Origin of the sequence: Shewanella mangrovisoli, from assembly GCF_019457635.1 — a bacterium.
In the GTDB taxonomy this organism is placed as follows: domain Bacteria; phylum Pseudomonadota; class Gammaproteobacteria; order Enterobacterales; family Shewanellaceae; genus Shewanella; species Shewanella mangrovisoli.
Genome location: NZ_CP080412.1, coordinates 1600676 through 1614113, shown reverse-complemented (window position 1 = coordinate 1614113; position 13438 = coordinate 1600676). Strand labels below are relative to the sequence as shown.

The window sequence follows — 13438 nt, the reverse complement described above, 5'->3', positions numbered from 1 at the left end:
TGGAGCCATAATGAGATCCTATATAACACCTGTGGCTTTACTGCTCAGTACCTTGTCTTTATCAACAGCCCAAGCAAATATCCAACTTTATGTCAGTATTTCTTCGACTAAAGAGCCGCTGGTACAAATAACCTATCCCACGACAATCCGAGTTGGCCAAGCTGTACAAGATGGTTTAGCACAACTCCCCCTTTATAATCAGAGTGCTAAAAGCGAAGAAATACCGATTTACTGGTTAGGTGCAGCTCTACTGGACATTCACAATACAGCGGCACTGGAAACGACTCGTCAGCAAGTGTTACAAAAATTAGCCAATATGGGCCAGCAGGCAGACAACAATAGTCAGTATATTGCTAAGCTCTCCAAGTTTGCACAATTTCTGCGTAATATAAAACTTGGACAAAGAGTTAATCAGCCATTAGATCTCGATTTAATTCGTATTACCGATGCCTACAATCCCATAATTGATGGTCAATTTTTATTAGTGTTGCCTCCACGCCCAAGCACAGTGACAGTGGTTGGTGCAGTATCACAAACTGGTGAGCAAGCGTGGCAATCTCAAACAAGTAGCAGAGAATATCTTCAACAGGCTGGTTTATTGGAAAATGCTGAAAATAGCTTTGTTTGGATTATCCAACCCGATGGTAACGCTATTCGACAACCCATTGCCTATTGGAATCATCAGGCCCAGGATATAGCTCCAGGCGCCACACTCTTCGTTGAGTTTTCAGGCCTTTTTGATGACTATTCCACATTAAACAACAACATCATTGAATTACTCAAAAATCGGGCTCTGTAATGAAAAACTCGACTCCCACTTTTCCCTCTTTCGGGCGTTTATCAGCGCTATCTTTAGCACTGCTACCATTATTACACGTTAGCGCCGATGAATTTTCTTACCCAACATCGTTGCCTTCACAGTCTGACTTTGGTGGTGTAGGTTTAATGCAAATGCCAACAGGCCGAATGACGCCTGAAGGTGAATTTAACTTTGCCACGACTTACAACGATGACTATCAGCATTTTAGCGCTTCAGTGCAGCTCTTCCCTTGGTTTGAAACAACAATACGCTACACCCTAGTACAAGACCTGCTTTACAGTAGCGACCCCAACTTTAGTGGTAATACTAAATACACGGATAAAGGCATAGACTTTAAAGTTCGTCTACTCGAAGAAAGTAACTGGCTGCCTGAAACCTCTATTGGGGTGAGGGACTTTGGTGGCACTGGTTTATTTGATGGTGAATTTGTTGCTGCGACAAAGCGCGTCGGTCCACTCGATTTTACTCTAGGTATAGGTTGGGGCTATATCGGCAATAGCGGTAATCTCACTTCCGATAAAAAAGATCTTAATTACAACTGTGATAGAGATACTTCTTATGGGGGTAAAGGTGGCACTGTTGATTACCAGCGTTGGTTTAAGGGCTGCGCATCCCTCTTTGGTGGCGTTGAATATCAGACTCCTTGGGAACCTTTACGTTTGAAAGTCGAATACGATGGTAACGACTATCAATCAGACTTTCCCGTTGTTCGTGGTGGTATAGATATGCCTCAGGACAGCAAGTTTAACTATGGAATGCTCTATCGTTTTGGAGACTGGGGCGATCTACATTTAAGTTATGAGCGTGGCAATACTTGGACACTTGGCTTTAGTCTGCAGACCAATTTTAATACCTTGTCACAGATTAAACGAGATCCAAAGGCAGCTAAATATAAGCCACTTCCTGCCGCGCCATTAACCCTTACGCAAACAGAATCCTCTGCTCAAGTAAACACACTAAGAGCCGAACAAGCGACTGTGAGTACAGAAACTTCAACGCATAAATCAGAAGTGCAAAATGATGAAGTAGCAAATCTAGAGCTTGTAAATGCATCCAGTCAGACTGCTGCGAATCCCCTGGTGGATTGGAATAAAATTGCTCAGGATTTACAAACTATTGCTGGTTACGCAAACGCCAAAATTTACCTTGATAATGACAGTATTACCGTTGTAGGTGAACAGACAAAATTCCGCGATAGAAATGAAGCGCATAAAAGAGCTGCCACCATTCTAGCCAACAATACTGATGCCAACTTTATTAAAGAGTATCGACTAATTGAGACTCGTTATAGCCAACCAATAACGGAAACCCGTATTGATGCTCAGAAGTTTGCCAAAGTCGCAAGTTATGGCTATCTCAATGCCAAAGTCACTGATGCTAGTGTTGTGAGTATTCCAAGCTTACCTCAGGGACAACTAGTCAATAATACTGATAAAGATTGGCTAGATAAGCTTAGTTTTGATGTTTCGCCTACCATGTCCCAATCCTTCGGCGGTTCCGAAGGGTTTTATATGTTTAGTATTGGAATGACTGGCAGTGCAAGTTACCGATTTACCGATAACTTTGAGTTTTCAAGCTCTCTTTATCTTAACCTCTACGATAACTTTGATAAGTTTTTATACGAAGTTCCACCCGATGGCACTGACTTAAAACGTGTTCGCACCCTGGTTCGTCAATATATTCATGATAATCCTGTACGAGTGAATAACCTGCAACTAACCTGGATGGATAATTTAACCGATAACATTTCTTTCCAAGCCTACGGCGGCTATTTAGAAATGATGTATGGTGGTGTGGGCACAGAGGTTCTCTATCGACCACTTAACAGCCAATGGGCTTTTGGGGTTGATGTGAATTATGTTAAGCAGCGCGATCCAGACAGCATGCTAGGCTTCTTTGAAGATGAGCATCAATTTGACTCACTCACTAACCGCCCCTATCGAGTGCAAACGGGTACGGTAACAGGACACGCATCAATCTATTATCAACCTGACTGGTTCCCCAATACTTTACTGAGAATCAGTGCCGGCCAGTATTTGGCCGAGGATAAAGGAGTAACAGTTGATTTCTCAAAACAATTCGATAGTGGGGTGATTGTTGGCGCTTTCGCCACTAAGACTAATCTTTCATCAGAGGAGTATGGTGAGGGCAGTTTTACTAAAGGCTTCTACGTGTCGATTCCATTTGACTTGATGACCATTAAATCAACCCATAGCCGGGCGACAATCAGTTGGATGCCACTGACACGCGATGGTGGTCAAACATTAGGGCGCAAGTACAGTCTATATGATGTAATGGATGCTAGAGATCCTTGGTTCACACGCGCAAGCATCACAAGTGAGTCTGTCAAATAACGCAAACAAAATGCCGCTAGTACCTTAGGCACTAGCGGCAGCATCCCTTTCAGACAGAATCGGCGTTTCATTTAGCAGCGGCCAGTCAATCGCAAACTCGGCACTATTCCATGCCAGCACATATTCATCATCTGGCGCGTAATAATCAGTGCAGCGATAAAGCACATCGGCATATTCACTCAACACATAAAATCCATGAGCAAAGCTAGGCGGGATCCACATTTGCAAATGGTTATCAGCAGAGAGCACACGCCCTACCCATTTACCATAGGTTTTAGATTGCGGGCGAATATCCACAGCGACATCAAAAATACTGCCAGCACACACGCGAACTAACTTTCCCTGCGGATGCTCACGTTGGTAGTGCAAGCCACGTAATACGTGTTGTTGTGATCGGCTAAAGTTATCTTGGACTAACTCCTGCACCTTTAATCCTCTACTTTTCAAACACTCGGAGAAAAACGATTGTCTAAAGGTTTCCATAAAAAAACCGCGTTCATCACCAAAAACTTGAGGTTCGAACACCAATACTTCTGCAAGCTCGGTTTCAATGCACTTCATTGAACACCTGCTTATTTAATAAGCCCAAAAGATACTCACCATAACCGCTTTTAAGCAAAGGTTGTGCTAAAGCGGTAAGCTGCGCAGCATCTATCCAACCAGAATGAAAAGCAACCTCTTCAGGGCAGTTCACTTTCAACCCTTGGCGTTTCTCTATGGCAGCAATAAATTGTGTTGCTTCAGCCATCGCATCCGGCGTTCCCGTATCGAGCCAAGCAGTGCCCCGCCCCATTATTTCTACCTGCAATTCCCCCAGCAGAAGATATTGATTGATTAGATCAACGATCTCCAACTCGCCCCGCGCCGAAGGCATCACTTTTTTAGCCCACTCACTAGCCCGATTATCAAAGAAATACAATCCAGGAATAGCATAGGAAGAACGTGCAACTTGGGGTTTCTCTTCGATTGAAATCGCTTTTCCGCTCGTATCAAATTCGACAACGCCGTAGGCATTCGGATTAGCCACATGGTAGCCAAAAACGGTTGAACCCACTTCGAGTAGAGAAGCTCTATGCAAGTTTGTGCTCAGTTGCTGCCCATAAAATAAGTTATCGCCCAGAATTAACGCACAGGCCTCTCCCGCCAAAAAAGCTTCACCAATAATAAGTGCTTCGGCTAATCCCTTTGGGGAAGGCTGAACCGCATATTCAAGCTGAATACCCCAACGATGGCCATCACCAAGTAATGCCTGAAAAAGCGGCAAATCAGCGCGAGTGCAGATAATCAGGATCTCTTTTATGCCAGCCTGCATTAAGGTAACAAGTGGATAATAAATCATTGGCTTATCGTAAATAGGCAATAACTGCTTACAGACAACCTGTGTCATAGGATAAAGGCGAGAACCGGTTCCGCCCGCTAATAAAATGCCTTTTCTCATTGATATATCAAGGATTAGTGAGTCAAAGTGAAGGGAGGATTGTAGCATATAAATGCCGATAAAGCTGAATGGTGCGAGGTCTGCAACAAGGCCACATTGTCGCCCTAAGCAATGTACATAGGTCATTTCTCAGGGATCTGTATTTCGACCTTCACGCCTAGATATGGAGATGAAGTCAGCATAATCGTGCCATGTAGTTTTTGTGTCACCAGATTATAGATAATCGACATGCCTAAACCAGTGCCGCCGTCTTTACGTGCGGTAGTGAAAAAAGGCTCGAAGGCTTTCAGTTTAACCTCATCGGTCATCCCTACCCCATTATCTTGATACTGCATACAAATATTCGAATCTTGTTTTTGTACTCGAATAGTGATGCTTTTATCCCCTGTAAAACTCTCAGGAAATCCATGGCGAAAGCTATTAGCCACTAGATTAGTGAAAATCTGTGCGATGGCACCGGGGTAAGATTCGATATAGATGTCATCATCCAACTCCACATTTAAGGCAATATTCTTCTTACGCATTAACGGCCTTAATGAGCTGAAAATTTGAAAAATGTAGGTATTTAAATTAAACCGCTCACGCTCGAGCACAGATTGGTCTGCGGCGGTGCGCTTAAAGTTATGGACTAACTCCGCGGCTCGCGAAAGATTACGCTCAATCAACCCGAGACCATCCTGCATGGTATTAATAAAGGATAAAAATTTCTCCTCGTCGAGCTCATTTTGTTCAAATGCCGTTTTAAGCAATGCCACTTCATCTAAACAATGGGTTACGGATGTCACGGCAATCCCTAGAGGCGTATTGACCTCATGCGCGACCCCTGCGACCAAACTCCCTAAGGCAGCCATTTTTTCGTTTTCAACTAAATGGTGTTGTATTGAGCGTAAATCCGATAATGCGGTTTCAAGTTCTTGCGTTCGCTGTTCAACCTGAGCCTCGAGATCCGCATTAATGGCCTTTAATTGATTTTGATAATCCAAAATTTCCTTTGCACTCATGGCTCTGCCGAATAAGTCGGCCAAAGCAGAAGCAAAGGTCCTTTCATCACGCGTCCATTCTCTAGGTACACCTTGATGCTCGGAGCAGATAATACCGACCATTTTTCCGCGATGACGTATAGGACTGTCTAACAGAGAACTAATACGATTAGGGACTAAGTAGGCACTAACGAACTCATGGGTCGCCCCATCTGTTTGCGCATAATTCGCGACAATAGCGCGCTCATTATCTAATAGACTGAAGTAATGTGGATAATCCCGCCGAGTTAATATCAACGCCTCTTGCCTGTGCATATTATCGAGCAAGTAAAAGCAATGCATGCTTTGGTGATCTTCACTCCATAACCAAATGCCAGCACGGGTGATTTTTAACCCTTGGCACACAGATGACACGATAAGTTGTGAGGCCTCAATAAGATCGCCACCATCAATAATGGATGAACGGCTTACATCGAATAAAATCCTGTCTAACATACGTGTCATAATGCAGATTTACCCCGCGTGGTACCGCCTGACTTAAAAATGAGGCGATGAACTTGGTGATCTAAGCTTAAGTGATTCACTTTAGTATAGATTCAATCTGCAAACACACTAGTTGAGATGCAGTCGCTAGTTACAATTGGTTTTGCAGCTCAATGCCTAGTGCAGCTTTGCCTAAACACACCGATAAAGAATCATCCAACACTAAGCACATTGTTTGTTGAACTCGTAATGAAGTTCAAACACATAAAGTCTGCCTTTAACATTAAGACACTGAAAGAAACACCAGACATAAATAAGGTTGGAACCCGTAATGATGGCGGTTATCATCACATGACAGTCAATAAATCAAACGGTTAACATGAATATGAAACTTTCACAGATATCACTCGCCCTTCTCGCTTTAATGATTACCGCATGCAGTGAACCGGCTCAGACAGTGACTAATGAGCCTGTCGCTGCGCCACATCAAGATACACAAACAAACCTACCACTTGGCGATACCAGTCAAAATGCACTCGATTGGCCCGGTGTATATGAAGGCGTTATCCCCTGTGCAAGTTGCGAAGGGATCCAAACCACACTCACGCTACAAGCGGATAATAGCTTTGAATTGAAAAGTATTTACTTGGGTAAAGATGAGTCCATCTTTAAAGTGGCAGGAAAATTTGACTGGGATAGCAATGGCGCAAAAATCACCTTATCCGATGGCACTAAATACTTAGTAGGTGAAAACCAACTGTTTATGTTAGATATGGAAGGTAATCGGGTAAGTGGCGAACTAGCCGAACATTACATTTTGAAGAAGAAAGAGATTTAGCTGTGAATGCAGTATGCTGAGATACGCCACTGCATTATGCCCCCGAAGTAAGTATCCTCTGTGCTGAAACTATCCATAATCAAAAGAGAAGCTGAAGTTGAATCCCAATATCCAGATCATCCGTTATGAAGAATGCGAATCGAGCTTATGGAAAAATGGCGGTGGCAGCACTAAACAACTGTTGATATGGCCAAAAGGGGCAGATCTCAGCAACTTTGACTTTAGGATCAGCATAGCCACCATCTCAAGTGATGGCCCATTCTCACTCTTCCACGGCATCGATAGACAGCTATGTATATTGGAAGGTGAAGGGGTAAGACTAAACATCAAGGGGAATGATTTAGGACAATCGGAGGAAATCGTTTTGCGCCCGAATGATCCTCCATTTTGCTTTAGCGGGGAAACTCAAATCGGGAGCAAGCTATTAGTTAACCAGATCCTAGACTTTAATGTGATGACGAGGCGCGGTAACTACACTGCAAGAATTGAGCGCATCGAGTGCAATGGCACAATCCAGATTGAGACCAACGATAACAGTGCTCATCAGCCCACGAATACCCAGCCAATCCAATTTTTGCTGCCGCTCGCGCCAATCAGCTGTATTTATCAAGGAGAGAAGATAACACTGCAAAGTTACGATCTACTGCGATTAGCAGAGGAGAAAAATACTACTGTGGAATGCTTAACATTGATAAGCCGCCAAACAACACGGCTGATACGCATGTGTATTGAATCAACTCAGCCATAGATAGCTTGAGACTCAAACTAAAAATTAAAGCCTGACTCGATAAAGTAGTGTTAATGGCAGTTTTACTGAACTCAATTAACAATAGATTGAATATGTCGGAGATTGAGCAATAACTGCAAAGTGAAATCAAAGGCAAGTGATTGTGTCTATATATCCTATTCCTGAGGCTATTACGCTTGCTGTGAAATCATCCACTCTACCGCCCTTCTAAGACCTGATTCAAACGACTCTACCGGGTGCCAGCCTAATTCATGTTGAATTTTACTAGCATCAATCGCATAGCGAGTATCGTGTCCCGGACGGTCAACAACATGTTCAATCAAAGCGGCAAAACCGTTCCCTTTCATCGCAAGTGATTGCGGATGAGTAGGTACTAACTCCTCAAGTAATAAGCAAATTTGTTGTACTACAGCGAGATTAGTTCGCTCGCAGCAACCACCAATATTGTAGGTTTGCCCAAGCTGACCTCGAGTCGCTACTAAATAGAGCGCTTTTACATGGTCATCCACATACAACCAATCCCGTACTTGTTGGCCATTCCCATAAATGGGTAACGATTTGCCTTGTAAGGCATGATTAACCATCAACGGGATCAGCTTCTCAGGGTATTGAAACGGACCATAGTTATTCGAGCAGTTAGTGATCACTATCGGTAAACCATAGGTTCGATGCCAAGCTCGAACTAAGTGATCCGCCGAAGCTTTACTCGCTGAATAAGGAGAGCTGGGGTCATAAGCTGAAGTCTCACTAAACAATCCAGTATCTGCGAGCGAGCCAAAAACCTCATCGGTTGAAACATGATGGAAGCGAAACTGTACTTTTTGCGAACTATCCAGTTGTGTCCAATAGCGACGAGCCGCCTCTAACAGAGTGAAAGTCCCCAAAATATTGTTTTGGATAAATGCTGCTGGGCCTTCAATAGAACGATCAACATGAGTTTCAGCGGCAAGGTGTATCACGATGTTGGGCTTAAATTGCTCAAATAGGATATCTAATCTCGCACCATCACAGATATCAGCCTTCACAAATCGGTAGCGTGAATGATCGCTAATACCAATTAAGGCATCGGGGTGACTAGCATAGGTTAATTTATCAATATTGAGCACATGACAGTTTGTCGCTTGAATAAGCAGACGCACTAAAGCCGAACCGATAAACCCAGAACCACCTGTAACCAGAATTCGCATTATTTCTTCCAGACAACACAGCTTAGAAAACAACAAGAAATGAAGTATATCAGAAAAGTAATCAGGCTAGAGCGCTTCGCTTTTAGGTGCTAGGTGCTAGGTGCTAGGTGCTAGGTGCTAGGTGCTAGGTGCTAGGTGCTAGGTGCTAGGTGCTAGGTGCTAGGTGCTATAGAGTCTAGATCAACTCTTTTGTAGCCCCTAGCGTTTTAAATTATCGCCTATGCCGCTTTAACAGCCAGAGCGATATATTCAGCTTGTTGTTGAGTCAAGCGAATATCCGTTGACTCCACCATCACCCGGATTAAAGGCTCAGTTCCCGATTTGCGTAACAATATACGACCTTGATTTCCTAAAACTTCTTCAGCGGTTATCACTGCCTCTTTGACACTGTCTTTGCTTAAAATACTATCTGCGCTACTCGAGGTTAAACGCACATTGATAAGCCCCTGTGGCAATTTCTTTATCCCCGCTTTTAGTTCAGCTAAACGTTTGCCCGACTCTAAAACGGCTTTGAATACCTGTAAAGAAGCCACTATACCATCCCCGGTAGAAGCATGTTTTAAACTCAAAATATGGCCAGAACCTTCACCCCACAGTTGCCAACCAGTTTCTTTGAGTTGTTCAACAACATAGCGGTCACCAACTTTAGCTCGCACAAAAGATATATCCATTCGTTTGAGTGCCAGTTCTAAACCAAGGTTTGACATTAACGTGCCAACAACCCCGCCCTGCATCTCACCTTTTTGATAAGCTGCTTGCGCCAAAATAAACAAAATCTCATCGCCATCAACCACATGGCCATTATGATCAACAAACATGACTCGATCGGCATCACCATCGAGCGCAATACCTAAATCCGCTTCGTGGATCATCACCGCAGATTGCAAACTATCTAAGTGTGTTGCGCCACAATGATCGTTAATGTTCACTCCGTTAGGTTTGTCATTAATGACAATCACCTCAGCCCCTAACTCGCGATACACATTCGGTGCAATATGGTAGGCAGCGCCATGAGCACTATCGACAACAATCTTTAATCCCGCCAGGCTTAAATGATTAGGGAAGGTTCCCTTACAAAACTCAATATAACGACCCGCAGCATCATCAATGCGGCGCACTTTGCCTAACTTTTCAGAAGCAACACATTGCAACGCATTATGCTCCAGCGCTTGTTCTAATAGCGCTTCAATTTCAAGCTCTTGTGTATCATTTAGCTTGGTACCTGTTTTTGAAAAAAACTTAATACCGTTATCATAAAAAGGATTATGAGAAGCACTGATCACCACGCCAGCATCAGCCCTAAAAGTAGAAGCTAAATACGCCACTGCAGGCGTTGGCATAGGGCCAATCAAAGCCACATTTACACCAGCAGCAGAAAAACCAGCTTCCATTGCAGATTCAAGCATATAACCGCTAATGCGAGTATCTTTACCAATCAACACTTCTTTCGTACCAGTGGATGCAAGTACCGTCCCAGCCGCCCAACCTAACTTCATCGCAAAATCAGGAGTAATAGGAAATGTCCCTACCTTGCCACGCACACCATCGGTACCAAAATACTTCCTAGACATACAAAATCCTTAAATAACTACACAAAACAGATTAGTCTGCGATAGCGTCGTTGCGCTCCTTACTAGGCCTTAAAATCTAGCAGCTGCGCCTTTTGCTGTACCCTAGCAGTTAGTACTTTACCGTAATCCAGTGACATCAGCAGCAGGAGCTACAGGCCCCATTAAAGTAAGACAATATCAGAGCTAGGCCTATAGCTCCACTTCGCCCACAAACCATAGCATCACCTGCTCAATTTCTGGGTGGTTGGCAGGCAGATCGTTTTGCATTAAAGACTTCAGATCACTGCTTCATAAAATGCGTGTCAGAGCTCTACTATCTTATTCGCACAAGGCGAATATACAAGTTGAAACAGTAAGACAAACTTGGAATTATTTGCCAACCACTTTTGCGTTATTTTACTCTTGTGAATAATGTTGTAATCGACAATCAGTGTGATGGCTTTCGCACAGCGTATTACTACTCAAGCCGTTTCAGTATGGCAAGAAACAGGCTTGAGTCTTTACCTGTTCATGCATGAAAGGCTCCTATAAGAAAATATTTGGCATTTTGACTAGGCTTAACCAGCAAATTTTACTTACCCCATTCCATCTAATCAGTCCCAAGCTTATCGGCTTCCTCTTAAACACTGCAATTGGTCAACGCATGCTGAATCTTAACTAATATATCTGTTCTATCAGAGTCTATTATGTTCACGTCGGCGCCCCCATAAACAAAGTATCCCAAGTCGAAGTCCCCCTCTACGGAGAGTTGACGAATAGACTTGAAGATTATAAAAATTTCAATTGTCATCAACTCAGTGCTGTCGAGAACGTTGATAATCCATATTCAGTGACGACAGTTAAAGCAAGGTTCTAAGTACCGTGCTAATTTTTAAAGGGAATACTCGCATATGCGCCCCCAAATTTGAAGACGTTAAACCTCCAAGGCTTCACTCGCATCGGTATACCAATTAATCCAACGGTAAATAGATGAGCGAGCTGCTGTCTAACGACGACATTATCCGTAAGAAAACGTTTAAATCTCGGCAGAAGTCAATGCAAAAATTTTATCAACAATAATAGGTGGCTCTAAGCCAATGGAAAAAACACTTTCAAAGTTACTGCTCTTTTGGGATGGTGAAACAAAAAAGTAAGTCAGAGCAGCCTCAAGCTGAGAAAAATCATCATATACTAAAGAGTTTACCTTATAGTAATCCGGTATCTTATGACCTACAAATTCATATAAAAAAAGGTTAGAAACTGAACCACACAAAGCAAGCAACGAAGAGTAATGCCCTAGATATATGTACACATGAGGGATAACATCTGTGGTTAATTCAAAATTATATTCATTATATAACGTTAAATCTGAACGAGGATGAAGTTTTACTACAATTGAAATATTAGATTTCGCCGAAAATTTCGATAACTTCCTTAAAAAGTCTGTCATTATTTCACGTTCCATTCTACCATCTTCGACCAATGTCTGAGCGACATAGCAAATTTTTCTTGGCTGAATCTCCTTCGACTTAATCAAATCCACCTTCAAAAGCTCATGATATCCAATTACTGACAAACACTTTTTTTCATAACCAAAATTATTAGAATGATATTCTTTCCAAAACTCCCCATAAACTAAAACATAGCTAGAATTTATCTTGTGATAAAAATCAATAGCTTCAGTATAGTCAACCGACATAACAAAGTGTCTAAAAAATGCTTTAAATACTCTTAAAAAAGGCAAGTTAACCGCTTGTGCAACCACACGAGAGTATTGGATATACCTAAGGGTTTTTATTACTTTCAGAAAAAAAAGAGATGGTTCTCTTTTTAAATTAGAGACATACATACCATGCTGAATCATTACAGACTTCACACCAAGTGTTTTTGCCACACAAACAAACGCAGTATCACCAAGTCTCTGAGCATTATGCACGAGCAAAGAAATATTATTTTTAATAAACAATTTGGTAATTACATCATAGGAAACCCGACGAATCTTAATGCATTCAACGCCAAGTTCAGTTAAGTATAAATATGCATTTAAATTATACTCATCATAAAAAGCGACGATTTCAACATTCCTAGCTCTAAACTCCTTAATCAAATCACCGATGTAATTCATATGATTAATCAAATTAACATCATATACAGCAATTTTCATTATACTTAGCCTTTATAATTTTTAAAACCATTCATAAATCCCTTATAATATCTAAAAGGAAAAACCCCATCTTTAATTAGAGAGTAAGGAAATTTAAGTGCAACCTTTATGAACTTAACACATATATATCTTACACTAAAAATTGATAACTGATGGTCAAACATCATCTTCTTACAAAAAGCGCCATGCCCTCGAGCGTAATCTTCAGTCTTATTCGCAGTATATGCTAAAGGATTAGTATGATACGTCACAATTTTTGGGGAGTAAAAACCTTCAACATTAAAACTCAAAATTCGGTATACAAAATCTACCTCCTCACAACTAGGATATTCAGCACCTAAGCCTAATTTTTCATCGAACCGGATCCCATGAAACTCTATGAACGCTCTATCAATAAATAGCGATATCGATGTAATATCGGCACCAAAATTAGACTTATTGATTACGTGTTCTTTATCGCTTCGTGTGTAACGCGTCAACACATCCGTCCCAGGCACACGAACGGTTCCACCCACAAAAGAGAAGTTGCTCATCGCAACAGCTATTTTTCTCTGAACAACTTCGTTCAAGTCTATTATTAGTTCCGAGTTATAAGTCGCGTCGTCATCAGCGAAACAAACGTAGTCTCCAGTTGACAAGTCAATACCTAAATTTCGACTACTACTTAACCCTCTTTTCAACGAGTGAACATAAAGCACTGGAAAATCGAAGTTAAAGTTCTTGAGTACTGCATATGTTGTATCATCAAAACTCTGATCTATAATAATTAGTTCTAAAGTACAATTTTCATTTACTTTTAAACTTGATATAGACTCTAAACAATCATTTATAATATCGCTACCATTACTGGTCGCCAAAATAAAAGATAACTTCATA

Annotated in this window: 11 protein-coding genes; 4 read left to right on the top strand and 7 right to left on the bottom strand. The window is 41.9% G+C overall.

Annotation, left to right across the window (positions count from 1 at the left end; all coding sequences use genetic code 11):
- Window positions 1–10 precede the first annotated feature (10 nt).
- Both K0H60_RS07215 and K0H60_RS07210 read left to right on the top strand, forming a co-directional pair.
- Window positions 11–799 (top strand): capsule biosynthesis GfcC family protein, encoded by a 789-nt coding sequence (locus K0H60_RS07215; RefSeq protein ID WP_011716462.1) that lies wholly within the window; start codon window positions 11–13, stop codon window positions 797–799.
- Complete coding sequence (locus K0H60_RS07210) at window positions 799–3174, top strand: YjbH domain-containing protein (RefSeq protein ID WP_011716461.1); 2376 nt, start codon at window positions 799–801, stop codon at window positions 3172–3174. Before K0H60_RS07215 ends, K0H60_RS07210 begins: the two co-directional genes overlap by 1 nt.
- 24 nt (window positions 3175–3198) lie before the next feature.
- On the opposite strand, the gene rfbC is transcribed toward K0H60_RS07210, so the two are convergent.
- The 3 genes from rfbC to K0H60_RS07195 form a co-directional block, all read right to left on the bottom strand.
- The gene (gene rfbC / locus K0H60_RS07205) at window positions 3199–3735 is read right to left on the bottom strand and encodes a dTDP-4-dehydrorhamnose 3,5-epimerase (RefSeq protein WP_011716460.1); all 537 of its coding nucleotides are present in this window, start codon (window positions 3733–3735) and stop codon (window positions 3199–3201) included.
- Window positions 3722–4612: a glucose-1-phosphate thymidylyltransferase RfbA gene (gene rfbA, locus K0H60_RS07200; protein WP_220058132.1), complete on the bottom strand. Its 891-nt coding sequence runs from the start codon at window positions 4610–4612 to the stop codon at window positions 3722–3724. The genes rfbC and rfbA overlap by 14 nt, the downstream gene beginning before the upstream one ends.
- A gap of 122 nt (window positions 4613–4734) precedes the next feature.
- Window positions 4735–6096, bottom strand: coding sequence for a sensor histidine kinase (locus K0H60_RS07195; protein ID WP_126512869.1), 1362 nt, complete (start codon window positions 6094–6096; stop codon window positions 4735–4737).
- Window positions 6097–6460: 364 nt separating this feature from the next.
- Here K0H60_RS07195 and K0H60_RS07190 point away from each other — a divergent pair, with 364 nt between their 5' ends.
- Window positions 6461–6913, top strand: a complete 453-nt coding sequence (locus K0H60_RS07190; protein WP_220057711.1) for a copper resistance protein NlpE — start codon at window positions 6461–6463, stop codon at window positions 6911–6913.
- A 97-nt stretch (window positions 6914–7010) separates the two neighbouring features.
- On the top strand, window positions 7011–7661 hold the full coding sequence (locus K0H60_RS07185; RefSeq protein ID WP_220057710.1) for a HutD/Ves family protein: 651 nt from the start codon (window positions 7011–7013) through the stop codon (window positions 7659–7661).
- Window positions 7662–7831: 170 nt separating this feature from the next.
- Here the strand turns inward: K0H60_RS07185 and rfbB are convergent, their stop codons facing one another.
- The 4 genes from rfbB to K0H60_RS07165 all read right to left on the bottom strand — a co-directional run bounded on the left by rfbB (window position 7832) and on the right by K0H60_RS07165 (window position 13437).
- Entirely contained in the window at window positions 7832–8848 is a 1017-nt protein-coding gene (gene rfbB / locus K0H60_RS07180) for a dTDP-glucose 4,6-dehydratase (protein ID WP_220057709.1), read from the bottom strand.
- 218 nt (window positions 8849–9066) lie between these two features.
- On the bottom strand, window positions 9067–10419 hold the full coding sequence (gene glmM / locus K0H60_RS07175; protein ID WP_220057708.1) for a phosphoglucosamine mutase: 1353 nt from the start codon (window positions 10417–10419) through the stop codon (window positions 9067–9069).
- A 1015-nt stretch (window positions 10420–11434) separates the two neighbouring features.
- Window positions 11435–12562 carry a polysialyltransferase family glycosyltransferase gene (locus K0H60_RS07170; protein ID WP_220057707.1) on the bottom strand — a complete coding sequence of 376 codons (1128 nt, stop codon included), beginning with the start codon at window positions 12560–12562 and terminating at the stop codon, window positions 11435–11437.
- Between the two features lie 5 nt (window positions 12563–12567).
- The gene (locus K0H60_RS07165) at window positions 12568–13437 is read right to left on the bottom strand and encodes a glycosyltransferase family 2 protein (RefSeq protein WP_220057706.1); all 870 of its coding nucleotides are present in this window, start codon (window positions 13435–13437) and stop codon (window positions 12568–12570) included.
- Window position 13438: the final 1 nt, after the last annotated feature.